This is a genomic window from Candidatus Pseudothioglobus sp. uisw_142, from assembly GCF_059512465.1.
On sequence record NZ_CM183452.1, the window covers coordinates 98,507 to 123,310 of the forward strand.

The following is a 24,804-nucleotide window of genomic DNA, read 5'->3' on the forward strand; positions in this document are numbered from 1 at the left end:
TAGAATATAGTTAATTTATATTAAATTAATAATAAATCTTGCTATGGACTCTAAAGACTTACACATCTTATCAATACTACAGAAGAATGGAAGAATTCCAATTTCAGAGTTAGCTATTAAACTCAATATGTCTGACACGCCCTGCCTCAGGCGAGTCAAAAAACTTGAAAATTCTGGGGTAATCAGTGGCTATAGTGCTAATTTAAGTGCAGATAGTTTAGGCTTTAATGCTATTGTTTATGTTTTTGTAAGGCTCACTGAAAACTCTAACGATAATGCTGATATGTTTGAAGGCGCTGTAAAAGATTTTCCTGAAGTGCTTGAGTGCTCTGTTATTTCAGGTTCTCATGATTATCTGCTTAAGATCATATCTAATGACCTATTAAGTTATGAGAGTTTTATTAAGCAATCTTTTGGAAATTTACGTTGTGTTTCTAGCATTGAGTCTACTGTTGTTCTTAAGCAAACATTTTCAAGGCAGGAGCTTCCACTCATTAAAACGGAAAAAAAAAGTTTTTTCTAGACTAAAACCTCTTCTGGGACAAGTCCACAGCTCTGATTTGCTGGTACAGCTACTTTGATCTTTTTTGGAAGTGATAGATCTAAATTATTTACATTTTGTATAAATCTATCTTGATCATAAGAGTCTTTGATCATCGTATTAAACTTTTTCTCTTCACCGATTGTGCTCACAGATAGGCCGTTATAGTCATGAGCTGGATAGACTTCAGTGTTGTCATCTAGTCTGTAGAGTTTATGAATAGATTCATACAGCGTTTCTGCTGAGCCACCTTGAAAATCACAGCGCCCTGTACTTCTTATAAATAGTGCATCCCCTGTTAAAACTTTATCTTCTACAATATATGACATGCAGCCTATAGTGTGTCCAGGTGTTTCGATTGCCTTTATTACATAAGCTCCAATTGGAAGAAGATGTCCTTCACTTACCATAATATCTGCGCAGGCTTCTGCATCAATATTTTCCATTCCTAATACGATTCTTGCATTGGGATAGTATTTTTTAAGGGGGCAAGCGCTGGTTATATGATCGGCATGAATATGCGTCTCAATAATGAACTTTAGATCAAGTTCTAGTTCTTTCAATAAGGCAGTATCCCTCTCAATCATAATATCTACAGCATCAATAATGGCAGCTTCTTTGCTCACACTATCTGCAATAAGATAGGTATAGGTACAACTCTCCCTTTCAAATAATTGTTTAAAAATTAGACTCACTTGATGCTCCTCCATAACCTAAAAAGAACTTTGTTTATGCCATATATTCTACATTCATTTTTTCACTATGAATGTAATAATCATAGAGTTTAAGACTTGATGCAGCTTGCTGATCGAGAACGATGATAGCGTTTTCATGATATTGAAGAACACTGCCTGGGCAAAAAGATGATAATGGGCCTTCAACTAGATCAGCGACTGCTTTACTCTTATGCTGACCAAGTCCAAGCAGTAATATATTTTTTGCATCCATAATAGTTCCTATCCCCATCGTAATTGCAATGGAAGGCTGCGGCTCTGAATCATCAAAGAAGCGCGCATTATTTGCAATTGTATTTTTAGTGAGTGTTTTTACTCTAGTCCTAGAGTTAAGGCTTGAGGTTGGTTCATTGAATCCAATATGGCCGTTAGACCCAACCCCTAAAAGCTGGAGATCAATACCGCCATGACTTTTTATTTTGGACTCATAATTTTCGCATGTCGTTTCAAAATCTCCATCTAGGCAATCAGGTATATGAATATTATTTTCATTAATATCAATATGACTGAACAGTTTTTCGCTCATGTAATGCCTGTAGCTTTGCTTATGATTAGGCTCTAAGCCGACATACTCATCTAAGTTGAAAGAAATGACATTTTTAAAACTTAGATTCCCTGCATTATATTTTTCAATAATTGCATCATAGGTTAATAAAACTGAACTTCCTGTGGCCAGCCCAAGAACTGAATCATGTTTTTCAGTTATAAATTTTTCAATAAAGTCGGCTGCAAAATCACTTGCCTCTTTTTCAGTTGGAAGTATTACTACTCTCATTGGGCATCCTCTTTGATTTGCTTTCCTGCGAGCCAAACATTTTGCACATGAAAGTTTGAGTCAAAATGAGCAAGATCTGCTCGGTACCCTTTTTTTAACTGACCAATATAGTCAGATACGCCTAAATATTCTGCTGGATAAAGTGTTGCCATAGAGATTGCGTTTTCAAGAGGAATGCTACATTTTTGATAAGCATTTTTAATGGCATCAATTTGAGTAATGGATGAGCCTGCAAGTTTACCTTCAGAGTTAATAATGCGTCCATTAGACTCACTAACCACTTCATCATAAAGCTCAAATGAGGGCTCTCCATGATTAATCGTTGCCATAGAATCCGATACAAAAAAGAGCTTTCCTTTTGGCTTTTGTTTGAACGAGAGATTTATTAATGAAGGGTGAACATGGTGTAAATCAACAATGATACTTGCGGATGTTTCATCAAAATCTAATGCAGATCCAACAACACCTGGTTCCCGTGCTGAAATTTGGCCCATTGCATTAAAGAGATGAGTGAAACCATCTAAGCCATATTTAACGGCTTCTTCGAGCTGATCATAGTTTGCATCGGTGTGACCTGCCAGAATTTTAAAACCTAAAGACTTAAGATGTTTAAGCTGCTTGATCGATATACATTCGGGAGCAAGCGTAAGCATGACTGGAAACTTATTCAGTGTCTCAAATAGATTTAAATAGGAAGCATTAATGGTATTAATATATTGCTTTTGGTGAACCCCTCTATACTTTACATTGAAAAATGGCCCCTCGATGTGAATGCCAAGTAGTGAGTGATTATTATTAATCTCGTTAGATATAATATCAGTGCATTTTTGCAAAATATTTAACGAGTCACTGATGACTGTTGGCATAATACTTGTAGTGCCAAAATATTGATGAGCGGATATTATTGTATTAAGGCTTTCCTTATCTGGAGAGTTATTAAATAACTTTCCACCTCCTCCATTAACTTGAAGATCAATAAAACCAGGTGACAAGATGCCCCCATCTAGTTTTTGGACTTGGTAGTCAGTGGGTATAGCATCTTCATTTACAATTCCAGCAATATGCTGATCATCAATGAGAAGTGCCTTATGCTCGATAAACATTTTACCGTTGAAAAGCTTTGACCCTGTGATTGCTTGTTTCATCCTAATTCGACCACATAATCATAGCGATCACCACGATAGTAGGATTGGGTATATTCGACCACTCGACCATTGGCATCTTTTCCCCTTCTTTCAACAAATAAAATAGCACTTCCTGGATTGACTTCAAGCTTGTCAGCTAAATTATCATCTGCAATAATCGCGTGAATATTTTGTTTTGCAGTGACTGGGTTCATTTTTTTGGATTCAAGAAGTTCATATAAAGAATTGTCAATGGCAGAGGTTATTGAAATGATTGACGCAGGTATGACAGCTATTTCATAAAGAAGTGGCTCATTAACTAGGTATCGAACTCGATTGAGTCTATGCACAAAGTCATCTTCATTTAAGTTCATTATCAACGCTTCCTTCGCGGTAGCTTTGCCTTCCTCTCTAAGAGTAATTCTTGAGTAGGACTCAAGGCCTCTTTTCTTCATATCAGCGGTAAAACTATTTAAAGAGGAGAGGTTTTTGTGAAGAACAAGGTCAACATTTTCAGATACAACTGTTCCAGCACCTTGTCTCTTAATAAGCATTCCGATTTCTACAAGCTGATCTATCGCCTTACGGACAGTGATGCGAGACATTTTTAAATTAGAAGCTAAATCCCTCTCTGGCATAAGCGCATCACCAGGCTTTAAAATTCCCTCTTGAATGGCACTATTTAGTGAGCGAGATAATTGTTTGTATAGAGATTCAGAACTATCACCAGATGGTCTTAAGAAGTTAATTAAATTGTCAGCACTCACCATATGATTGAATTAAGCTGTTAAATAAATTAACAGCATTTTTAGTTAAATTGGTATTTAATTGGTATTATTATATTCTAATATTCTAAAGAAAGTCAATAACAAGAATATAAAATATTTAAAAGCCTTTATTACCCATATAATAATCATATGTATTGGATTAAATGATCTTTATGAGATTAATTAAATACTAATCAATAAATCTTATTTGCTTTTTATTTAGTACCTGTTATATAATACCATTATATTACCAATTTTTACTAGACTAAGTGCTAATTAGACGCTGCAATGAGTCTATTTTGAGAAAGATAAATAACGATGAATACAACTGGTTTTGTGATGACTACATCAATCAATGCAGACAATTACTTTTGTTCAAGCTTGAGCAATAATTCTGATAACTCGATAGAGAATTTTAGGTTTTGTTTTAGCTTACTTGCACCTTCAAAAGCGATTGAAAATTGTAGTGTCGTCAAAAGTTCAGGTGGTTATACAGAGTTATGCCATTCTGAAGAGTTGATTTTAAAGCCTGGTGAACAGTGGAGTTTTAAATATGCCTATGAGGAGTCTAGGCACAAGCCTATGAATCATCGATGGTCACCCCAAGGCTGTTTTTTAAAAAAAGATAATGGAGATCTGATCAATCTTGAAATGATAGATTTAGATCTAGAAAGAATCTCCTCCGTGGCGCCAATTCCCAATTTTTCGGGAGATAAATTAAATTATGAATCTTTTAGATTGGTGCCACACCCTTACTCATGGAATCCAAGTGCAGGAGTTTGTAACCTGTGTTCGCCGATTAATGTAGCGTTTGAAAATCTGGAAATAATAACAAGTGCCTATCAATCAGCTTTAGAACTTGGTAATCGACTTAATCTCAATCTTTTATCTAACTCAACAAACGAGATAAATAAGAAAGCAACCACATCACTTAAGCTTACCTTTCAGGATCTTTCTGATGACTCTGCCTACAAAATTACCATAACGAGTGACGATGTCGAGATTGTATCAGGTGATGAATCAGGCTTTTATTATGCTCTTGTCTCTTTGATGCAGCTTTCCCAAAATTATCATCAGTTAGTTCCATGTGGCTCTATTTTTGATAAGCCTCGTTTTAGTTGGAGAGGACAGCATTTAGATACTGTAAGGCATTTTTTCTCGGTAGACAGTTTATTCAAATTATTAGATTTAATGAGTCTTTTCAAGCTGAATAAGTTTCATTGGCATGGAGTCGACGATGAAGCCTTTCGATTTAAATTAGATAGTTATCCTGAAGCTGCTACTGAAACTTCAAAGAGGGGAAATAATTTATTAGTGCCACCTGTTTTCGGATCTGGCTCAGATGCAACTGGCGGTTATTATGACAAAGAAGATATTGATAGAATTATTAGTAGGGCATCAGCTAACTATATTGAAGTCATACCCGAGTTTGATTTGCCAGGCCATAATATGGCGCTAATTAACTTATACCCTGAGATGAGAGACCCTGAAGACAAAAGTAATGAAGTTTCAGTTCAAGGCTATAGAGAGAACACGTTGAATCCAGCCATGCCTGAAACCATAAAGGTTGTCGAGTCTTTAATAGACGATATGTGTAATCTATTTCCTGGGGAATATATCCATCTGGGTGGGGATGAAGTAGCGCCGGGTGCTTGGGAAAAATCTCCTAAAGTACAAGACTTAATGAAAGAGCATGATCTTAACAGTGCTAAAGATGTTGCTTCATGGTTTATCAATAAGCTTTCAAAAAGAGTAGAGTTAAATAACAAAAAAACTGCCTCTTGGCAGGAGGCTGAAGATGGCAATCATCATGACGATAAGTCAGAGAAATTATTATTTTCATGGCAGAATCTTGAGTCTGGTTTTGATCTAGCAAGACAAGGCTATAAAGTGGTCTTGTGTCCAGCTGAGAACATTTATTTTGATATGGCTCAAAGTAGAAACTATGCTGATCGAGGGGCAAATTGGGCAGCTGTGATACCTTTTGAGAGTTCTGTTGATTGGCAAATTATTCCTGAAGATGAGCCAGAACTTGAATCTAATATTATGGGTATTCAGGGGCATCTTTGGTGTGAAACAATTCTAAAAGATAGTGAGATGGAATCAATGCTTTGTCCAAGAGTTATTGGACTTTCAGAGAGTGCTTGGACATCTAATGAAAACAGACGAAAAGGCACTGATCTCCATAATTTGGCCACAAATAGCTTTAGAGAATTGTTTGATAGAATTGGATGGGACTATTATATAGCCGAGAAATTTGATATCATGTCAGATCCAGCAAAGAATGAGGAGGTTCTGGCGAGTGAGTAATTTGATACAAATGCTTAAACCTAAAACAAAGGCACAAACAACAACCATGTTTGCATGGGCATTAATTGCGCCTGCTGCACTGGTTATGTTTTGGATTGTACTTTGGCCTTTATATGAAACCTTTCGACTGTCTTTTACTAATTCAAACCTTGGAACCTTGATGGGAGGTGCTGATTTTATAGGTTGGGAAAATTATGAAAAAGCTATAGGAGGACGTAAGTTTCCTGCAATTGTTACAAGAACCTTTTATTGGATGTTCCTTTCAGTTGGTTTTAAAATGATTTTAGGCTTAATCGGTGCAACACTTTTAGCAAGTAATATAAGAGGCCGAGGTCTTATGCGCGCTTTAGTAATGCCGCCATGGATTGTCCCTATTGCTATTGGCTGTTTTGGGTGGTTGTGGCTTTATAATGGTCATTTTGGATTGCTCTCAAACTTTGCAGAAATGGTTGGGATTACCAATGGACCATTTAGTTTCTTGGCTTACAAGCAGAGTGCTTTTTACTCAGCAGTTGTCACAGATGTTTGGATTGGCACGCCAATGGTAACCTTATTCTTTTTGGCGGCAATGCAAGGCGTTCCAAAAGATTTATATGAGGCTGCTTATGTTGATGGTGCATCAAGGTGGTATCGTTTTAGAAGAATCACTTTGCCCCAAATTATGCCTACTATTATCTCTATGGCTTTGTTATCTGCAATCTGGACGTTCAACTCATTTGAAATTATTTGGATTTTGACAGAAGGTGGACCTCGTGGTGCAACTACTACATTAATTATTGACACCTTCAAAACAGCAATCTTTAGTTATAAGTTTGGTGCTGGAGCAACTAGAGCAGTTCTCGTTGTTTTGATTTTAGGGGTATTTTCAGTAATATATTTAACTGTGCTTGGAAGACTGAGTAAAAAGTATGGATACGGTGGGGTTCAAAAATGATGGATAAATACTCATTACTTCACAAAATAGGCATCTATTTTTCCCTTGGGCTGTTCATATTATTTATGTTATTGCCTTTTGTTGAAATGTTTGTAGCATCACTCAGACCCATAACTCATTTGTTTAGTCGTCCAGAATTAGAGGTTGGTGAAACAATGGGTTTTCTCGACTTTATGAGTCGATTCTGGTCAGATACTATGAGTTTTCAAGCCTATAGAGATATGTGGGTTACAGTTCCTCAGTTGCCTCGCTATATATTTAATAGCGTATTTATAGCAACAGCTGTTACTCTTTTATCAATGTGCTTCATTATTCCTGCTGCTTATGCTTATGCCCGCTTTGACTTTCGAGGCAAAACAACTAGCCTTACATTATTTTTAGCAGTGAATATGTTTTCAGGGGCTGTTCTTTTAATACCTCTGTATAAATTACTACGATCTTATGGTTTGCTTAATACATATTGGGCTATGATTATTCCTGGTGTGGCTTTCCTTATACCAACGGGAATATGGCTACTTAAGTCTTTTTTAGAAAAGATTCCATACGAACTGGAAGAGGCTGCATTTGTTGATGGGGCATCTCGACTTTACACATTAAGACGTGTTATCCTGCCTCTTGCAGTTCCTGGTCTAATTGTTGTTAGTGTTGCAATGTTTATTGGTGCCTATGCACAACAGTTTTTATTTGCAATTACTTTTAACCAAAATAGAGATTACATGCCACTTCCAGCTGGCATATTTGAATTTGTTGGATACCAGACAGTGCTCTGGAATGAAATGATGGCAGCAAGCCTTATTGGAATTCTGCCTGTGCTATTAATTTTCCTGTTTATGCAGAAACATCTCATATCAGGATTAACAGCAGGGGCAGTAAAGGAGTGAGAGGTAAGAGTCTCACATAAAGTGTTATTAGATTTTTTTTAATTTCTAGTAACTTGATGTAAATAGAAAAGGAGAAGTAAATGAAAAATATACAAAAAGCACTCTTCTTAGCTGTAATGGGTGCCGGTTTAATGGCTCCAGTGCAGGCTGAAGAAGTACACATGATTATGTGCGGCGGTGAAATCCGTGAAGCTGATCAAGTAGTAATTTCTGCTTTTGAAGCGAAATACTCAGGTGTTACAGTGAATGCTGAAGCAGTTCCTTGGGGAACATGCCAAGACAAATCAATGACACTAGCTGCTGCTGGTGATCCAGTAGGTTTGGCTTATATGGGTTCACGTACTCTTAAGCAACTAGCTCGTAGTGGTCTGATTGTTCCAGTTAATATTTCTGATGAGCAACAAGGCATGTATCAGCCAGGTATTCTTAATACTGTAAGTGATGGCGGAAAAACTTGGGGCTTCCCTCATGCGTTTTCAACCAAGGCTTTATTTATTAACTGTGGTCTAGTTGAAGAAGCAGGTATGGCTTGTGTAGCACCTAAAACCTGGACAGGAATGTACAACATGGCTAAAGCTATCAATGATAATACTTCAGCTGCGGGTGTTGGCGTAACTGGAAAGGACTTTGATAACACTATGCACCAATTCTTAAATTACTTATATAGTAATGGCGGTTCAGTAAATGATGCAGCAACTGGTGAAATCACTTTTAATAGTCCCGAGACTATCGAAACTCTTGAGTTTTATGGTAAGTTAGCGGGTGTTGCTCAGGAAGGACCTATGGGATATGAGCGTTCTCAGTTGACTCAGCTTTATAACGATGGACAAATTGGTATGTATATCAATGGACCATGGGGTGCTGGACAGCATAACGATAATATTTCTGAAATTGTTGTTCCAATTCCTGCAGGCCCAAGTGGTGAGAGCGGAACACTTTTAATTACTGACTCTATTGCAGTATTTAAAGGTTCAGCTAATGAAGATCTAGCCATGGAGCTAGCTTCAATGCTTTCATCTGGTGAAGCTCAGTACGACCTAGATAAGAGCTGGGGTTTAACACCAATCATGCAGTATGAAAAAATGATGGATGATGTTTACTATACTACCGACTACTGGCAGACATTTGTTGCGCCAATTGGTAGTGGTGGTCCAGAGCCAATGTTTGAAGACTTTAAAGCATTGCAAGCTGGTATCAATGGTGCTATCCAAGGCATGATTTTGGGTGAAGGTTCTGCTGCTGATCTAGTTGCAGAAGCTGCTGAAATTTTAGCTGAAGGTAATTAAGTCAATTAATTGACTATTTCAGGGGTAACACATTGTTACCCCTGAATTTTTAAAAGGCATACCTCAAAAAGAGACTTTCCTCAAAGCATCTTTTTGAAGCTTGCTTTAACTACAAGTAGAAAATTTAAATGCGCACTAAGTTTGCGCTCTTTTTAAGGAAGAAAGAATGGCAACAGTAAAACTCGAAAATATTTATAAAAGTTTTGGTGAGACAGAAGTTTTATTTGATATTAACCTAGAAATAAATGATAAAGAATTTGTTGTTTTTGTTGGCCCATCGGGCTGTGGAAAAACAACATTATTAAGAATCATTTCAGGCTTAGAGGAAGCTACAACAGGCGGTGTAATTATTGATGATAAAGATGTTTCTAATGCCCCACCAGTTGAAAGAGGGATTTCGATGGTCTTTCAATCTTATGCTCTCTATCCTCATCTTTCAGTGTTTGAGAATATAGCCTTTCCACTCAGAGTTGCAAAAGTTAATGAGAAAGATCTTGAAGAAAAGGTATTCAAAGCTGCTGATATTTTGCAGTTAAGAGATCGTTTAGATTTCAAACCAGGACAACTATCAGGAGGCCAGCGCCAGAGGGTTGCTATTGGTCGTTCGATTGTAAGAGATCCTAAAGTATTCCTTTTTGATGAGCCTTTATCTAATTTAGATGCAGCTCTTAGAGGAGATATGAGAGTTGAGCTAGCAAAGCTTCATCAAAATTTAGCAACGACTATGATATATGTTACGCATGATCAAATTGAAGCCATGACAATGGCTGACAAGATTGTTGTATTGCGAGATGGGGTTATTGAGCAGGTTGGCTCACCAATGGACTTATACCATAACCCTAAAACAAAGTTTGTAGCAGGGTTTATTGGCCAGCCAAATATGAATTTCCTTAAAACAAGTGACACGGTTATTAAAAAGAAGAAGCTATCTGCAAATATTGGTGAACTATCCTTGGACCTAGCAGTTGATGTTTCAAACATAAAAACAGGTGACGAAATAGATATTGGAATCAGGCCAGAAGACTTGATTGTTTCTTCTAAAAAAGGAGGAATTCCAATGACTGTCGATGTTGTTGAGCATATTGGAGCAACAGTAATCCTTTATGGTTCTGTTTTGGGCAACAGTAATTTTTGTGCTGTTTTACCAAGCGACTCAGTTGTCAAACCAGGTGATACTGTCAACCTAGCTTTAGACACTCTTAAATGTCACGCTTTTGATTCATCAGGTCATTCTCTTTCAAAAAGCTAATTACATAAACAAGGAGTAAATCATGCGAACTGGTATTATTGGTTTAGGTTTAAGAGCTGCAAACGTTCTTAAAATGCTTATAGAGGATTTACCAGAGTTAGATTTAGTTGGCTATGTTGATCCTGATCCATGTGGTTTATCTTTACTTGATAATGTCCCAAATAATTTAATAAGATTTAATAGCCTTGAGGAGATGATTGAAAAATGTAAGCTTGATCTTCTGTGGGTTGCATCTCCAAACCATCTTCATCTTGAGCATATAAAATCTGGTCTTGAGGCTGGCTTACAGGTATTCTCAGAGAAGCCAATTGTGACGACAAAAGAAGACAGTTTTAGCTTAGCAAAATTAATAAAAAAATATGGCGAAAGCCAATTAATTGTGGGCCTTGTTTTGCGTTACTCAGTCCATATGCGAGAACTGAGGCGAATTCTTGATGCAGGAACCCTAGGAAATATTACTTCACTTGAAGCTAATGAGCATATAGCACCATTTCATGGATCCTTTTTTATGAGAGATTGGCGCCGACTGGAAAAATATTCAGGTGGCTTTATGTTAGAAAAATGTTGCCATGATATTGATTTATATAACAGTATTGTTGGTGATAGGCCATCGAGAGTTATTAGCTTTGGTGGGCGAAATAATTTTATTCCTTCAGAGGCACCTCCTGGAGACGAGCATGATGATGTTTACCAAATTAAAAAATCCTATTGGGAAAGTGCAGATGATCCATTCAGAAGTGACGCTGACATAATTGATCATCAGAATGCATTATTAGAATACCCTGGAAATATAACCTTCTCGTTTCATACGAGTATTAATGTCCCTGATGAACAAAGACGTTTTTGTATTATTGGCAGTCGAGGAATGGCTGAGGGAGATTTTGGAAGAGGTGGACTTAAGATTACAGATGCGCGAACTGGAGAGTGCCTAGAGGATCATGACTTTACTGTTTCTATAGCCCCTGGTGAGGTAAATTACCCAGCCCATTATGGTGCAGATAAGTTAATGTGTGAAGATATTGCAAGTTTTCTTAAGGGTGATTTAAAATCTCTTCCAGTTGGGCCTAAAGAAGCTATAACTGCTGGTCTAGTTGCTTTGGCAATTGATGAGAGTATGGCTTCAGGACAAGTTGTTGATATGACTGAAACTTGGAAAGAATTAGATTCATTATATTAAAGGAGTAGGGTTTTGATTAAAGGCATAAGTTATCTTTCTTTTGAAAATGGACTAGCAAATATTGAGTCAATAGAATCTGCATTAGCGCAAACAAATAAATTTGGTTTTGACGCGCTTGAGCTTGGTATTTCCACAGAAGGTGTCTTAACCACCAATACCTCTAAAGCTGAATGTCTAAAGATAAGAAAACAAATTAATAACTCTGGTGTTTTTGTTGATAGTATGACAAATGGATTAAGCTGGGGGGTAAGTCCAACAAGTAATGATGAAGCAACTAGAAATAAATCTATTGATCTCCATAAGGATGCAATTCAGGTAGCTAGTAATTTAGGGTGTAAAGCATTTTTATTTGTACCTGGAGTGGTTAAAAGCCCAATCTCTAGTGATATTGTTCGATATGATAGGGCTCTTGACCGACTCAGATATGCTCTTAATCAACTTCTACCAATTGCTGAAGATCTTAATATTGATATATGTATTGAGAATGTATGGAATGGTTTATTTTATTCACCAATCGAGCTAAGGGATTTTGTGGATTCTTTTGATTCAGATAAACTAGGTGTTTATTTGGATATAGGTAATCTTATTGGTTATCAGCAGTATCCACCCCATTGGATTGAGTTGCTTAATTCTAGAATAAAAAGAGTTCAAATAAAGGACTTTCAAGAAAATTTTGATTGGACTGGTAGTTTCAGTTTTTGTGATCTTGGGGCTGGTGATGTCCCTTGGAAGGAAACCATAGAAGCACTGAATTCTATTAAGTACAATAACACAATAATTGCAGAAATGCTGCCTTGGGATGAAACTATTTTGTCTCGTACATCTGCAGCAATGGATCAATTATTTGATTTTAAATAATTAATAATATGACAAAAAAAGTAAAAATTGGCTTAATTGGCTTAGGAAGTATGGGATCAACACATCTAGATATTTATTCCAAAATAAATGATGTTGAAGTAATTGCTGTTGCTGATTCAATTCAAAGTAGACTGGATGGATCAAGCAAGGCTGAGGGGAATATTAGTGGTCAAGCTGAAGGGGGGGTGACTGGTCTCAATGTAAAAAAATATCTTGATGGAATGGATCTTATTAATAACCCAGATATTGATGCAGTTGATATATGTGTTGGTACAGATCTTCATTTTATTTTTGTTGAGGCAGCACTGGCAAAGAATAAACATGTTCTCGTTGAAAAACCATTAGCTAGAACTTATGATGATGCAAAAAAAATCATTCAATTAGCAAAACAGTACTCTTCATGTCATATCATGTCAGCTATGTGTTTAAGGTATTGGCCAGCTTGGGCTTTTCTAAAAGAAGCAATTGAAAATAATGCTTATGGAAAATGTTTATCCTTAAATTTTAAGAGACAGACAAGTTTTCCTGGCGGTGCTTTTTATTCAGATGATAATCAGTGTGGCGGCGCACTTCTCGATCTTCATGTTCATGATACTGACTTTGTGAATTATTGCGTGGGATTGCCAGATGCTGTCTTCAGTCAAGGCTATAAAGGTCCAAGTGGAGGTATTGATCATGTTGTTACAAATTATATTTTTAATAAGACAAATGCATCACCTTTAGTGAGTTCTGAGGGGTCCTGGACTATGCAAGAGGGTTATGGCTTCAATATGTCATATACAGCTAACTTTGAAAACGGAACACTTAGCTATCTTTTAGATGAAGAGGAAACGTTAAAGCTATCTAGAGATGGGCAGTCTGAAAATATTAAGTTAAAAGAAGGCATGGGGTATGAGTTTGAAATTCGAGCTTTTGTTGACGAAATCTTATTTGGAAACAAGACTAATTTAGATCTATTGATCCAAGCATCTAAAACCATTGCAATTATAGAGGCTGAAAAAACTAGTATTGAAACTTGCTCAGTTGTTGCTATAAAAACCTAAATTAAAACAAAAACTTCGTAAAGTAGTTTTTCCTAGTAAGTTCCAAGCTTATATTCGTCCCAAACTTGCTGCGCAAGTGCTCCAATATATTCATCATTGTTTTCTAGAGCTTGCTTAATCCAAAACCTTGCTTCTAAGAAGTTTTTATCATCACCCTTACCGAGTATATACATTCTTCCAAGATTGTATTGAGCAGGTGCATCACCCTGTTCAGCTGCTCTGATAAACCAACTAAAAGCAAGTTTATCATTTTGGGCAGCCCCTTGTCCTCTTAAGTAGAGGTTACCCAGGTTATACTGCGCATTAACATTCCCCTGATCAGCAGACTTTGTATACCACTTAATCGCCTCTTTAAAATCTTGTGCAGTACCTTTGGCATTTGCATGCATCCAACCAAGATTATATTGCGCTCTTGCATTACCAGCTTCAGCAACTTGAGTCCATTCATGAATGGCTACAACATAGTCGCCATTTGCATAAGCTCTCTGCCCATCAAAATAGTCAGCTGATACGTTTAATGTAAAGAATAAGGAGAATAAAACAGCTAATAAAGTATGATTTTTCGACATTTTTCCCTTTTAATGTGTGCGTTTTTAAAATTCTATTTCTAATATGAAATATATTAACATAATTGTATTTAGTTATGCAGGTTTGAAAGACTCTAAAATTAACAATTATTAAGCTAAATCACTATAGAATATATTAGAAATATCTTCAAATCTATTCCTTGAATTGTTAATAATTTAATCACTAAAAAAGTCAGTAAATAAATATGTTGAATACTAAGTTAGGGATTTTCGTCTTCTTATTTGTATGCCAATTTTTTATTACCACTCATTCTGTGGCTAATGAAATAAGAATAGCTGTTGCAAGTAATTTTTATCCAACAATGAAAGCAATTGTTGAACAGTTTCATTTAGAAAATTTTGAGTCTTCTAAATTTAACAAAATAGTTCTGATTCCTGGCTCCTCAGGCAAACATTATGCACAGATCATAAATGGTGCTCCATTTGATATTTTTTTCTCAGCTGATAAAGCCAGACCTGTCTTACTTGAAAAAGAAGGAATAGTTGAGAATGAATCTAGATTTACTTATGCCTTGGGTAAAATTGTTCTATGGAGTCCAGCTAATGGATTTGTGGATCCAAAAGGACAGGTTCTTTATGATAACAATTTTCGATTTTTAGCTATAGCTAACCCTAAAATTGCTCCTTATGGAATAGCAACTAAGGAAACATTGGTATCAATCGGTTTATGGAAAAATATGGATAAAAAATTAGTCAGAGGTGAAAATATAGCCCAAGCATTTCAGTTCATAAATAGTGGAAATGCAGAGCTTGGTTTTGTCTCTTTCTCACAATTAATGAGCCCTAATTTCTCTTTAGTAGGTTCCTTTTGGGAGGTTCCAAAGTCTCTCTATAATCCAATAGAGCAGCAAGCAGTTCTTTTAAGAGACAGTTTACTCGGCAGAAGTTTTATGAATTTTGTGCAAACTGATAAGGCCTTAAATATAATTTCTAAATTCGGATATGGTTTACCATAATGTTAAATGAATTAGATTTGTCTGCAATCATTGTTACTATTAAATTAGCCTTAGTCAGTACTTCTATATTAATTTTAATTGGAACTCCGATCGCTTGGTGGCTCTCACAAACTAAGTTTAAATTTAAAGCAGTATTTGAGGCAATCATAGCCTTGCCACTGATTCTTCCACCAACAGTACTAGGTTTTTATTTGCTAATCACTCTGGGATCTAACGGTCCTATTGGAAAGCTATTGGAGTCCCTTGGAGGAAGTTCAATAGCATTTACTTTCACTGGCCTTGTTATCGGCTCAGTTATTTATTCTATGCCTTTTGTGGTTCAGCCACTCCAAAATTCCTTTAGCTCTGTTGGAAGAAAGCCACTGGAGGTTGCTTCGACATTAGGCGCGTCAAAAATCGATCGCTTTTTTTCAGTTGCTGTCCCTTTGGCGCGTTCTGGCTTTATTACTGCTGCTGTATTGGGGTTTGCTCATACGGTAGGAGAGTTTGGGGTTGTGCTCATGATAGGAGGTAATATCCCAGGTGAAACAGGAGTAGTATCAATCGCAATTTATGATCATGTTGAGGCAATGGAATATGGACAAGCTCACTGGTTAGCAGGAGGCTTACTTGCGACATCATTTCTAATGCTGCTATTTGTTTATATCATTAATCGTCATTTTTCAATTATGAGGAGTAAAGACTAGTGATTGAATGTAAGATAAAAGTTCAATTAGAAAGTTTTATGCTTGATGCTAATTTTAGTATTCCTGATAGGGGCATAACTGTAGTTTTTGGTCCCTCTGGATCTGGAAAGACGACCCTATTAAGAGCGATTGCAGGGCTTGAGAAAAGTGATAAAGGCTTTCTTAAAATTGGAGATTCAGTGTGGCAGAAAGGCGAAGATTTTTTGGCAACACATAAACGCCAGATTGGATATGTCTTCCAAGATGCTGCACTATTTGATCACCTTGACGTTAAGGGTAACCTCAACTTTGTAATTAAAAGAGCAATAGGACTAAAAGAAGATTTTATTGAATCCATACATAATTTACTAGAAATAAAAACCCTGCTTAATAGGAAGACAACTCAGCTTTCAGGAGGGGAGAGGCAGAGAGTTGCAATTGCAAGAGCTTTATTGACTAATCCTAAAATTTTACTTTTGGATGAGCCTCTGTCTGCTCTGGACTTAAAACGTAAAAACGAAATTCTACCTTACCTTGATTCTATTCATAATGATTTGGAAATTCCAATTCTTTATGTAACCCATTCTCAAGATGAGATGTCAAGGTTGGCCGATCACCTTCTTCTAATCGAAGATGGAAATATTATTGGTAGCGGGCCTGTAAATGATATGTTGACTCGATTTGATATGCCTTTATCTCATGGTGGTGACGCAGTATCAATAATTGAAGCCGAAGTATTGAAACGTGACTCAGAATTTAATTTGATGCATTTGGATTTTTTAGGGGGACAGTTTATAGTTCCAGATAATGGTTTTCCATTTCAAACCAAAGTTAGGATTAGAGTGGAAGCTCGTGATGTGAGTCTTACAAAATCAAAACAGGTTGATACAAGTATTTTGAATATTTTTCCAGCAATGGTTCAGGAAATAGTAAATGAAGGTGAAGCCCAAGTCATGGTTCGCCTCCAGATTAAGGATACCATTCTACTTGCATGCATCACTCGTAAATCATCTTATAAGCTTCGATTAGAAAAGGGATCAGAGGTTTTTGTTCAAGTCAAAAGTGTGGCGATACTCTCTTAACTGGCCTCAATGTTAGCTCGAATCCTTTTTATTGGCCGCTCATCGATGTAGACATGAATCAGCGCAGTAATTGCCGCAATGATGGCTGCCCACCACCAGACTTGATCATAAGAACCTGTTGTATCAAAGAGATAACCTCCAATCCAAACACCAGTAAATGAGCCAATTTGATGGTTTAGAAAAACGATACCGTAGAGTGTACCCATAAATCTTAAGCCAAACATCTGAGCAACTAATCCTGATGTAGGAGGGACTGTTGCAAGCCAAAGAAAGCCTGTTGCAAAAGAAAAAGCATAAATTGTAAAAGTTGAAATCGGCGTTATAAGAAATAAAACAATGATAATTGATCTAGCTGCATAAATATAAGTGAGAATCCATTTTTTTGAATAGATTCCTGAAAGGTGTCCAGAAATGAGTGAGCCAAAAATATTACAAAGACCAATAATGGATAAACTTGCAGCTGCGACAGAACTATCAAAGCCCTTGTCTGCTAGATAGGAAGGCATATGAACTACAATAAAAGCAAGCTGGAAGCCGCATACAAAAAAACCAGCAATAAGAAGCCAATAATGAATATGTCCTGAGGCTTCATTGAGAGCTTCTTTTAGAGTTTGGGATGGTTCATTATCTAAAGTAGTATTTTTGATTTCATCGCCTTTAAATACGGGTGAAAAAAGGATCATTGAGAGTGCCCCAATTGCCATAATAATAAGAGCGGTTTGCCATCCATAGGCCACTAAAAACTCTCTAGCAACAGGGATAAGTAAAAATTGACCGGCAGATCCAGCTGCGGTTCCTATGCCTAATGCCATAGCTCTTTTTTCTGGTGAAACCATTCTTGCCATAGCTGGAAGTATGACCCCTAAACCAGTTCCTGCAATACCCATACCAATAAGAATTCCTGCACCTATATGAAGACCCATAAAGCTATCTGCAGTGGCTGTAATATAGAGGCCCAGTGAATAAAAGAGAGTTCCTACTATAATGACTCGAGATGTTCCAAATTTATCTGCAAATGCTCCAGCAATTGGTTGAGATAATCCCCAAAAAAGATTTTGAAGGGCCAACGAGAATGCAAAAACTTCTCGACCATATCCAAATGTTTCTGAAACGGGCTTAAGAAATAAGCCAAGAGACGACCTCAAGCCAAAATTAATAGCCAAAAGTATACAAGCAAGTGCAATTGCCAAACTAATTATTTTTTTATGTTGAGCCATTTTTTTGTATTCAAAACTTAGGACAATATAACCACTATTATTTGACGAGCTTACGTATAAGTATTAATATATATTTTATTACATATTTTGAATTTTAAAAAGGAGTCTGCAGATGCGGGTATTAGTTTTTCAGCATGTTGATTGTGAACATCCCGGGTCATTAAGACAATTCTTGGCTGAAGATGAAATTGAATGGGATCCTGTATATCTTCATCGCGGCGATAAAATTCCTAGCTTTGATAAGTATGATGCACTTTGGGTTATGGGGGGGCCAATGGATGTATGGGACATTGAAGAAAATCCGTGGCTCGTTGAAGAAAAGGCAGCAATTAGGCATTGGGTTGCTGAGCTAGAGAGACCTTACCTTGGTTTGTGTCTGGGTCATCAGTTGCTTGCAGATGCATTAGGCGGCACATGTGGTCCACAAAAAGTTCCTGAAATTGGAGTCCTTGAAGTTGAATTAACGGAAGAGGGAAAGAAGGATCCACTATTTTTAGGGACAGCCCCTAAACAGCAATGTCTTCAATGGCACTCAGTTCGAGTGGCACAAGCGCCAGAAGGTGCAATTGTTTTGGCTAAGTCAGATGTATGTTCAATTCAGGCAATGAGGATTGGAACTAATGCCTGGTCCATGCAATATCATGTCGAGATCGAATCAGATACTGTAGATAATTGGGGGGCAATTCCAGCTTATGCTGAAGCGTTGACAAACACATTAGGTGAAGGCGCACTCTCAAATCTTAAAAAAAATACCGATGCAAATATGAGTCAATGTCTCAGCTGTGCGAGACAAATTTATGATAACTTCATGAGTGAGATAGTTTAGTTAAATTCAAGTTTTTTTTGTGATTTATTTCACATATTTTAAAACGTTCAATAGTTATATATAACAACATCTTAAAGGGAAATAAGTTCTAAAAAACTATGCAAATTGTACAATTTTTTTTAAATGTAAATTTAATGATTGACACCGAAATTAATTCAAGGTATCTTTCCGTTTTTTAAGTATTAATTATTCCTTTTAGAACCGAGGCAAAGCAATGAGTGACGAAGACGATTTTGACCTGAATGATCTCGATGATAAAGAGCTTGTAGAGCAGATACAAGATGACCTTTATGATGGCCTTGATGCAGAGGTAACTGAAGGCACCAATATACTTCTTGAAAGGGGTTGGGACGCTAATGATGTTTTGGGTGAGGCGCTCGTTGGTGGTATGAAGATTGTTGGGATTGATTTTAGGGATGGCATTCTATTTGTTCCTGAGGTTTTAAAGTGTGCTGGCGCAATGAAAGGTGGAATGAAAATTCTGAGACCAATACTTGCAGAATCGGCTGAAGATACATCGCTTGGCAAATTTGTGATCGGAACTGTTAAGGGTGATATTCATGATATTGGCAAAAACTTAGTTGGAATGATGTGCGAGGGAGCAGGATTTGAGGTCATTGATTTGGGAATTAATAACCCTGTTGAGAACTATCTTGAAGCGGTAGATACCCATGAGCCAGTTATTGTTGGAATGTCTGCATTATTGACTACGACGATGCCTTATATGGGTGTTGTGGTTGAAGAAATGGAAAAAAGAGGTATGCGTAAAGATGTTCACATTATGTGTGGTGGTGCACCTTTGAACCAAGAATTTGCGGACTCAATTGGCGTTCCTGCTTATGGTCGTGATGCAGCAAGAAGTGCTGAAATGGCTGAAGAGCATGTTCGTGGTCTGAAAAAAAATCGTGCTCACAGGTAAGGAAGTCGCCAGTGAAAATAAAAAAAGATTAGTATTAGGTTGTGGTGCGCTTGTTTATGATCTTTTAAGATTAATAAAGCAAAACCCCTCATTTTCAGATAAAGTCAATCTTCAATGTTTGCCAGCTGGTTGGCATAACTCCCCCCAATTAATTGCCCCAGGTGTGGAGGATTATTTATCAAAAAATGCTCATCTTTATGAAGAAGTATATATTGCTTACGCTGATTGTGGAACAGGTGGTGCACTTGATAGAGTTATCAATAAGTACAAAGCGAAGCGAATAGACGGAGCACATTGTTATGAATTTTTTGCTGGCAAAGATGTCTTTGATAGGCTATCAGAAGAGGAAATAGGAACTTTTTATTTAACAGACTATTTGGTAAAAAATTTTAATAGAATAATGATTAAAGGTTTGGGCCTTGATAAGCATCCAGAACTTTTTGAAGTCTATTTTGAACATTATAAAAAATTAGTATATTTAGCTCAAACAGAAAATGAGCAGTGGAATAAGGATGCAGAGAAGTATGCAAAAGATTTTGGCTTTGAATACGAGTATAGGCTTGTAGGAACAGGCAGTCTTGATTCTGTTTTTGAGGAAATAGACATCCAGCCATTAAGTTCATGAGTTAAATTAAGTGAAAAGAGATTAATATTACTGCGAGTTTTAGGAAGGATAAATAATGTCGTTACTAAGTGCATTTTCTTCAAAAGAAAATAATAAGAAAACAAGTGATCAACTTAAGAATTTTCTAGATGATTTCTCAATTGAGGTTATGCCGCGCACTGCCTCAAAAATTGAGAGCTTTAAAGAGATATTGCCACAAAATACAAGGGTCTATATCGCCCATATAGAAGGTGTTCCAATTGAAGAGATGGTTGAGACTGCAAAGCGAATTAGTGGTGAAGGTTTTGCTGTGATGCCCCACTTCCCTGCGCGAATTATTAAAGATCAAAATACGCTTGAAGATTGGATAAATAGATACCGGAATGAGGCTGGTATTGAGCAAGCGCTGCTTTTGGCTGGAGGGGTGACTAATCCCCATGGGGATTACACCAGTTCAATGCAGCTTGTTGAGACAGAGCTTTTTGAGAAGTATAACTTTAAGCATCTGCATTTTGCTGGCCATCCAGAGGGTAACAAGGATATTGACCCTGATAGCTCTAATAAGAATATTGATCAGGCCCTTAGCTGGAAACAAAAATTTAAAGAACGCACAGATATCAATCTAGCTTTAACGACACAATTCTGTTTTGAGGCTAGTCCTGTAATTGAATGGGCAGACTCTCTAATCAAAAACGGTATTGACATTCCAGTTCATATTGGTGTTGCAGGCCCGGCTAAATTACAAACTTTAATCAAATTTTCAATCGCTTGTGGTGTTGGGCCATCTCTGAGAGTTTTGCAAAAAAGAGCAAAAGATGTTAAGAAATTATTGTTGCCTTTTGAGCCAAATGATTTTTTAGAGACATTGGCTGAGCACAAAAAAGCTAACCCCAGCTTCAATATCACAAATGTTCATTTTTTTCCTTTAGGGGGGATAAATGTGAATGCTTCATGGATTAAGAATGCAACAAATAATTAAAAATAGGAGTAAGTAAATTGGCAACAACAACACTATCGTCTTCATCAAGAGAGGTAACAATTGGTTTTGGGCATCCATTTGTAATGATTGGAGAAAGAATAAACCCTACTGGCAGAAAAATTTTAGCTGCGGAAATGAAAGCAGGAGATTACTCTCGTGTTGTTGCAGATGCAATTGCTCAGGTTGAGGCAGGCGCACAAATGCTTGATATAAACGCAGGTATTCCATTGGCTGATGAACCGGCAATATTGGCGGAGTCTATTAGACGTGTTCAGGCTGTTGTGGATGTCCCAATATCAATTGACTCTTCGATAATTGAAGCGCTTGAAGCTGGATTAGGTGCATACCAAGGAAGAGCGTTAGTCAATTCCACAACTGGTGAGACAGAGGTATTGGAAAGGGTGCTACCTCTTGTCAAAAAATATGATGCAGCCATTGTTGCAATTTCTAATGATGAGACGGGAATCAGTGAAGATCCAAATGAAAGATTTAAGGTTGCTAAAAAAATTGTTGAACATGCTGCTGATTATGGAATCAAGCCACAAGATGTTGTTGTTGACCCATTAGTGATGCCAATTGGCGCCATCTCTCAAGCTGGAAATCAAGTTTTTGAGTTGGTTAGAAAGCTTCGCAGTGAATTAAAGGTGAATACAACTTGTGGAGCTTCAAATGTAAGTTTTGGCTTACCTCAAAGAAGTGGAATTAATAATGCCTTCTTACCAATGTTGATTGCAGCTGGAATGACCTCGGCCATTGTTAACCCTTTGCATCCAGAACTTGTCCAAGCCATTAGAGCTGGAGATGTGTTGACAGGTGTGGATGATGGATGTACAAAGTGGATATCAGCCTACAAAGAACCACTGAAAGAGGGTGAAAATCCTAGGGAAGGAAGAAGAAGGAGACGTGCATAAATTATGCCTAGCATAGAGTATGAGGGGTCTTGTGTTTGTGGACAGACTTCCTATACAGCTTTTGATTTGAATGATATTTCATATTGCCACTGTGAGCAGTGTCGAAAAATGACAGGCCACTTTATGGCTGCATCACAAGTAAGCAGAGAGAATATTAAAATCAAGGGTAAGATTAAGTGGTTTTATACTCATGAAGGCTCAAGGCATGGCTTTTGTGATAACTGTGGTGCAAATATGTTTTGGCAGAATGACAACAAACCAACTATAAGCGTGACAGCAGGAAGTATTCATGATTCCAAGAATCTAAGGACTTGGCACCATATATTTACTGAAGAAAAAGGATGTTATTATAATATTAACCCTAAAGAGCCTCAAAGTGAGGGCTATGGCAACAGCAAAATAGACGAGTAAGAATAAAGATGGATGATAATTATCAAGTATGTTTCACTCCTTCAGGCCGCCAATTTAAGGGTGAGTTTGGTGATACATTATTACAAGTTGCACAAGATGCAGGAGTCGCTATTCGTTCACTATGTGGTGGATATGGACAGTGTCATCAGTGCTGGATAGAGGTTTCAGAGGGAGAACATTCGAAATTTGGTGTAAAGTGTGATCCTGAAAATGTAAGCGCTGTTACAAGACTTGAAAAACAATTAATTCAAGATAACCCAACATACAAAGGAAAAAGATTGGCTTGTCAGTCCTGTATCCAGGGTGATTTAGTTATTGATGTTCCAGAAGATAGTCAAGAACACAAGGCCTATATTAGTAAGAAAAATGCTGCTCAAACTTATTCAATTTCTAGTTCAATAAGTCTAATTGATTGCACACTAGATGAGGCAACCCTAGATGAAAACCCTTCGGCTTCAGAAAACCTTATTGCTCAGCTAACAAAACAAGGCGTTAAGGCAAACATTGACTTTAATCTACTGAGAGATCTTCAGCCACTTATTCATGAATGCAAAGGCAAGCTAACTGTTGCAGTTCGTGACAGCAGTCAAATCGTTGCTGCATATCCAAAAGGCACTCATCAAATCCTAGGGGCAGCCATTGATATCGGCTCAACAACTTTAGCGCTTTATGTTTATGATCTAAAAAATGGTAAATTGGTTTATGAGTCTTCAGCAATGAATCCACAAATTCGTTTTGGTGAAGATTTAATGAGTAGAGTTTCTTATGTCATGATGAATAAGGGCGGTGATGAAAAGTTGACTGCTGCCGTTAGAGGAAAAATCACTGAAATGCTCCATGAAGCATGTGAAAATTTAGAAACAGAATGGGATAAATTACTTGAGGTTGTATTGGTTGGTAATCCCATTATGCACCATATATTTTTTGGAATCTCACCAGTTGAGTTGGGGCAGGCCCCTTTTACTTTATCTATAAGAAGCTGGCTTGATGTTGACGCTAAAGATTTGGGTTTTGACCTCTATCCAAAAACTAGATTATCATTCTTGCCTTTGATTGCAGGTCATGTTGGCGCTGATACAGCGGCAGCCTATCTCAGTCAAATGGATACAATGCATACCGAAACGACTTTGCTAGTTGACATCGGTACAAATGCTGAAATCATGCTCTCTAAAGAAGGTAAAGTTTATGCTACTTCATCACCAACAGGTCCTGCATTTGAAGGCGCTGAAATTAGTTCGGGCGTCAGGGCGACCTATGGTGCTATTGAGAGAGTTAGGATAGATAAAGATAGTTTGAAGGTCCGTTTCAAGGTAATTGGTTGTGATGCCTGGTCTGATGAGCCTGATTATGAACTCGTTCAAATGAAGGCAGTTGGGATTTGTGGAAGCGGTATTATTGAGGCAATTGTTGCATTCGCAGAAGCAGGAATTATTGACCAGAGTGGTCTTTTTGTTGAATCAATTGCCCCAGAACTCTTTTCAAAAAAAGGGAATACAACTCGATTTTTATTGGTTGATCAAGGTGCTAAATCGATCTATATCGAACAAGTGGATATTCGATCTATTCAACTAGCCAAGGCCGCCCTATCAGCGGGAGTATCAATATTGATGGACTACCTTGATTGTGATCATTTTGATAAAATATTATTAGCAGGTGCTTTTGGTGCCCACCTAGATGCAAGATATGTCGCTTTACTAGATATTATCCCAACATCAACGGCTGAAAAAATAGAATCAGTGGGCAATGCTGCTGGTATTGGCGCGAGTGCAGCACTATTAGATGTTAATAAAAAGCTAGCAATTATCGAGGCGGTAGACAAAGTTGTGAAAATTGAAACTGCTACAGAACCAAGGTTTCAAGAGTTTTTTGTTGATGCGATGAAATTCAGTGTATCACCTGTTAAGCAACAACAAACTAAAAAAGTTAGGCGCCGAAAAAGAGCGTCATAAGTTTATCAAGGAGAATTTT

Annotated in this window: 25 protein-coding genes; 19 read left to right on the plus strand and 6 right to left on the minus strand. The window is 37.2% G+C overall.

Annotated features, from left to right (window positions below; all coding sequences use genetic code 11):
• Positions 1-43 precede the first annotated feature (43 nt).
• Positions 44-523 carry an Lrp/AsnC ligand binding domain-containing protein gene (locus tag AC5YGB_RS00565; protein ID WP_496137397.1) on the plus strand — a complete coding sequence of 160 codons (480 nt, stop codon included), beginning with the start codon at positions 44-46 and terminating at the stop codon, positions 521-523.
• Here AC5YGB_RS00565 and AC5YGB_RS00570 read toward each other — a convergent pair.
• From AC5YGB_RS00570 to AC5YGB_RS00585, 4 genes are read right to left on the minus strand one after another with little or no spacing between them, the layout of a single operon-like run.
• The gene (locus tag AC5YGB_RS00570) at positions 520-1,236 is read right to left on the minus strand and encodes an MBL fold metallo-hydrolase (RefSeq protein ID WP_496137398.1); all 717 of its coding nucleotides are present in this window, start codon (positions 1,234-1,236) and stop codon (positions 520-522) included. The genes AC5YGB_RS00565 and AC5YGB_RS00570 overlap by 4 nt on opposite strands.
• 34 nt (positions 1,237-1,270) lie before the next feature.
• Entirely contained in the window at positions 1,271-2,050 is a 780-nt protein-coding gene (gene nagB / locus AC5YGB_RS00575) for a glucosamine-6-phosphate deaminase (RefSeq protein ID WP_496137399.1), read from the minus strand.
• A complete protein-coding gene (nagA, locus tag AC5YGB_RS00580; RefSeq protein WP_496137400.1) occupies positions 2,047-3,195 on the minus strand; it encodes an N-acetylglucosamine-6-phosphate deacetylase in 1,149 nt (382 codons plus the stop codon). The genes nagB and nagA overlap by 4 nt, the downstream gene beginning before the upstream one ends.
• Positions 3,192-3,944 (minus strand): UTRA domain-containing protein, encoded by a 753-nt coding sequence (locus AC5YGB_RS00585; RefSeq protein WP_496137401.1) that lies wholly within the window; start codon positions 3,942-3,944, stop codon positions 3,192-3,194. Before AC5YGB_RS00585 ends, nagA begins: the two co-directional genes overlap by 4 nt.
• Positions 3,945-4,259: 315 nt before the next feature.
• Between AC5YGB_RS00585 and AC5YGB_RS00590 the strand changes: the two genes are divergently transcribed.
• From AC5YGB_RS00590 to AC5YGB_RS00625, 8 genes are all read left to right on the plus strand, one after another.
• Complete coding sequence (locus AC5YGB_RS00590; RefSeq protein ID WP_496137402.1) at positions 4,260-6,251, plus strand: family 20 glycosylhydrolase; 1,992 nt, start codon at positions 4,260-4,262, stop codon at positions 6,249-6,251.
• A 10-nt stretch (positions 6,252-6,261) separates the two neighbouring features.
• A complete protein-coding gene (locus tag AC5YGB_RS00595) occupies positions 6,262-7,185 on the plus strand; it encodes an ABC transporter permease subunit (protein ID WP_496138032.1) in 924 nt (307 codons plus the stop codon).
• Complete coding sequence (locus AC5YGB_RS00600; protein ID WP_020026254.1) at positions 7,182-8,066, plus strand: carbohydrate ABC transporter permease; 885 nt, start codon at positions 7,182-7,184, stop codon at positions 8,064-8,066. The genes AC5YGB_RS00595 and AC5YGB_RS00600 overlap by 4 nt, the downstream gene beginning before the upstream one ends.
• Before the next feature lie 80 nt (positions 8,067-8,146).
• Entirely contained in the window at positions 8,147-9,352 is a 1,206-nt protein-coding gene (locus tag AC5YGB_RS00605; RefSeq protein ID WP_020023838.1) for an ABC transporter substrate-binding protein, read from the plus strand.
• Between the two features lie 166 nt (positions 9,353-9,518).
• On the plus strand, positions 9,519-10,601 hold the full coding sequence (locus AC5YGB_RS00610; RefSeq protein ID WP_496137403.1) for a sn-glycerol-3-phosphate ABC transporter ATP-binding protein UgpC: 1,083 nt from the start codon (positions 9,519-9,521) through the stop codon (positions 10,599-10,601).
• Between the two features lie 22 nt (positions 10,602-10,623).
• Complete coding sequence (locus AC5YGB_RS00615) at positions 10,624-11,778, plus strand: Gfo/Idh/MocA family oxidoreductase (protein WP_496137404.1); 1,155 nt, start codon at positions 10,624-10,626, stop codon at positions 11,776-11,778.
• 12 nt (positions 11,779-11,790) lie between these two features.
• Positions 11,791-12,636, plus strand: coding sequence for a TIM barrel protein (locus AC5YGB_RS00620; protein ID WP_496137405.1), 846 nt, complete (start codon positions 11,791-11,793; stop codon positions 12,634-12,636).
• Between the two features lie 8 nt (positions 12,637-12,644).
• The gene (locus AC5YGB_RS00625; protein WP_496137406.1) at positions 12,645-13,679 is read left to right on the plus strand and encodes a Gfo/Idh/MocA family oxidoreductase; all 1,035 of its coding nucleotides are present in this window, start codon (positions 12,645-12,647) and stop codon (positions 13,677-13,679) included.
• 32 nt (positions 13,680-13,711) lie between these two features.
• Here the strand turns inward: AC5YGB_RS00625 and AC5YGB_RS00630 are convergent, their stop codons facing one another.
• Complete coding sequence (locus AC5YGB_RS00630; protein WP_496137407.1) at positions 13,712-14,248, minus strand: tetratricopeptide repeat protein; 537 nt, start codon at positions 14,246-14,248, stop codon at positions 13,712-13,714.
• 203 nt (positions 14,249-14,451) lie between these two features.
• On the opposite strand from AC5YGB_RS00630, the gene modA reads away from it, so the two are divergent.
• Genes modA through modC form a run of 3 tightly spaced genes read left to right on the plus strand, consistent with a single transcriptional unit; the run spans position 14,452 to position 16,969 of the window.
• Positions 14,452-15,222 (plus strand): molybdate ABC transporter substrate-binding protein, encoded by a 771-nt coding sequence (gene modA, locus AC5YGB_RS00635; protein WP_496137408.1) that lies wholly within the window; start codon positions 14,452-14,454, stop codon positions 15,220-15,222.
• Positions 15,222-15,908 (plus strand): molybdate ABC transporter permease subunit, encoded by a 687-nt coding sequence (modB, locus tag AC5YGB_RS00640; RefSeq protein WP_496137409.1) that lies wholly within the window; start codon positions 15,222-15,224, stop codon positions 15,906-15,908. Before modA ends, modB begins: the two co-directional genes overlap by 1 nt.
• Positions 15,908-16,969, plus strand: coding sequence for a molybdenum ABC transporter ATP-binding protein (gene modC / locus AC5YGB_RS00645; RefSeq protein ID WP_496137410.1), 1,062 nt, complete (start codon positions 15,908-15,910; stop codon positions 16,967-16,969). Before modB ends, modC begins: the two co-directional genes overlap by 1 nt.
• Here modC and AC5YGB_RS00650 read toward each other — a convergent pair.
• Complete coding sequence (locus tag AC5YGB_RS00650; protein WP_496137411.1) at positions 16,966-18,186, minus strand: MFS transporter; 1,221 nt, start codon at positions 18,184-18,186, stop codon at positions 16,966-16,968. The two genes, modC and AC5YGB_RS00650, sit on opposite strands and share 4 nt — an antisense overlap.
• Positions 18,187-18,298: 112 nt before the next feature.
• On the opposite strand from AC5YGB_RS00650, the gene AC5YGB_RS00655 reads away from it, so the two are divergent.
• The 7 genes from AC5YGB_RS00655 to AC5YGB_RS00685 all read left to right on the plus strand — a co-directional run bounded on the left by AC5YGB_RS00655 (position 18,299) and on the right by AC5YGB_RS00685 (position 24,785).
• A complete protein-coding gene (locus AC5YGB_RS00655) occupies positions 18,299-19,012 on the plus strand; it encodes a glutamine amidotransferase-related protein (protein ID WP_496137412.1) in 714 nt (237 codons plus the stop codon).
• Positions 19,013-19,226: 214 nt separating this feature from the next.
• A complete protein-coding gene (locus AC5YGB_RS00660; RefSeq protein WP_020023827.1) occupies positions 19,227-19,931 on the plus strand; it encodes a cobalamin B12-binding domain-containing protein in 705 nt (234 codons plus the stop codon).
• The gene (locus tag AC5YGB_RS00665) at positions 19,918-20,556 is read left to right on the plus strand and encodes a DUF1638 domain-containing protein (RefSeq protein WP_271771150.1); all 639 of its coding nucleotides are present in this window, start codon (positions 19,918-19,920) and stop codon (positions 20,554-20,556) included. Before AC5YGB_RS00660 ends, AC5YGB_RS00665 begins: the two co-directional genes overlap by 14 nt.
• Before the next feature lie 55 nt (positions 20,557-20,611).
• Positions 20,612-21,514, plus strand: a complete 903-nt coding sequence (locus tag AC5YGB_RS00670) for a methylenetetrahydrofolate reductase (RefSeq protein WP_496137413.1) — start codon at positions 20,612-20,614, stop codon at positions 21,512-21,514.
• 17 nt (positions 21,515-21,531) lie between these two features.
• Positions 21,532-22,425 carry a dihydropteroate synthase gene (locus AC5YGB_RS00675; protein WP_065353795.1) on the plus strand — a complete coding sequence of 298 codons (894 nt, stop codon included), beginning with the start codon at positions 21,532-21,534 and terminating at the stop codon, positions 22,423-22,425.
• 3 nt (positions 22,426-22,428) lie between these two features.
• Entirely contained in the window at positions 22,429-22,836 is a 408-nt protein-coding gene (locus AC5YGB_RS00680) for a GFA family protein (RefSeq protein ID WP_020027162.1), read from the plus strand.
• Between the two features lie 8 nt (positions 22,837-22,844).
• Positions 22,845-24,785 carry an ASKHA domain-containing protein gene (locus AC5YGB_RS00685; protein ID WP_496137414.1) on the plus strand — a complete coding sequence of 647 codons (1,941 nt, stop codon included), beginning with the start codon at positions 22,845-22,847 and terminating at the stop codon, positions 24,783-24,785.
• Positions 24,786-24,804: the final 19 nt, after the last annotated feature.

Bases quoted from the DNA above. Each gene is read 5' to 3' on its own strand.
- AC5YGB_RS00600 (WP_020026254.1), top strand. From the start codon at position 7,182: ATGATGGATAAATACTCATTACTTCACAAAATAGGCATCTATTTTTCC.
- modA (WP_496137408.1), top strand. From the start codon at position 14,452: ATGTTGAATACTAAGTTAGGGATTTTCGTCTTCTTATTTGTATGCCAA.
- nagA (WP_496137400.1), bottom strand. From the start codon at position 3,195: ATGAAACAAGCAATCACAGGGTCAAAGCTTTTCAACGGTAAAATGTTT.
- AC5YGB_RS00595 (WP_496138032.1), top strand. From the start codon at position 6,262: ATGCTTAAACCTAAAACAAAGGCACAAACAACAACCATGTTTGCATGG.
- AC5YGB_RS00655 (WP_496137412.1), top strand. From the start codon at position 18,299: ATGCGGGTATTAGTTTTTCAGCATGTTGATTGTGAACATCCCGGGTCA.
- AC5YGB_RS00585 (WP_496137401.1), bottom strand. From the start codon at position 3,944: ATGGTGAGTGCTGACAATTTAATTAACTTCTTAAGACCATCTGGTGAT.
- AC5YGB_RS00610 (WP_496137403.1), top strand. From the start codon at position 9,519: ATGGCAACAGTAAAACTCGAAAATATTTATAAAAGTTTTGGTGAGACA.
- AC5YGB_RS00630 (WP_496137407.1), bottom strand. From the start codon at position 14,248: ATGTCGAAAAATCATACTTTATTAGCTGTTTTATTCTCCTTATTCTTT.
- AC5YGB_RS00615 (WP_496137404.1), top strand. From the start codon at position 10,624: ATGCGAACTGGTATTATTGGTTTAGGTTTAAGAGCTGCAAACGTTCTT.
- nagB (WP_496137399.1), bottom strand. From the start codon at position 2,050: ATGAGAGTAGTAATACTTCCAACTGAAAAAGAGGCAAGTGATTTTGCA.
- AC5YGB_RS00680 (WP_020027162.1), top strand. From the start codon at position 22,429: ATGCCTAGCATAGAGTATGAGGGGTCTTGTGTTTGTGGACAGACTTCC.
- AC5YGB_RS00650 (WP_496137411.1), bottom strand. From the start codon at position 18,186: ATGGCTCAACATAAAAAAATAATTAGTTTGGCAATTGCACTTGCTTGT.
- AC5YGB_RS00605 (WP_020023838.1), top strand. From the start codon at position 8,147: ATGAAAAATATACAAAAAGCACTCTTCTTAGCTGTAATGGGTGCCGGT.
- AC5YGB_RS00590 (WP_496137402.1), top strand. From the start codon at position 4,260: ATGAATACAACTGGTTTTGTGATGACTACATCAATCAATGCAGACAAT.
- AC5YGB_RS00670 (WP_496137413.1), top strand. From the start codon at position 20,612: ATGTCGTTACTAAGTGCATTTTCTTCAAAAGAAAATAATAAGAAAACA.
- AC5YGB_RS00685 (WP_496137414.1), top strand. From the start codon at position 22,845: ATGGATGATAATTATCAAGTATGTTTCACTCCTTCAGGCCGCCAATTT.
- AC5YGB_RS00625 (WP_496137406.1), top strand. From the start codon at position 12,645: ATGACAAAAAAAGTAAAAATTGGCTTAATTGGCTTAGGAAGTATGGGA.
- modB (WP_496137409.1), top strand. From the start codon at position 15,222: ATGTTAAATGAATTAGATTTGTCTGCAATCATTGTTACTATTAAATTA.
- AC5YGB_RS00565 (WP_496137397.1), top strand. From the start codon at position 44: ATGGACTCTAAAGACTTACACATCTTATCAATACTACAGAAGAATGGA.
- AC5YGB_RS00660 (WP_020023827.1), top strand. From the start codon at position 19,227: ATGAGTGACGAAGACGATTTTGACCTGAATGATCTCGATGATAAAGAG.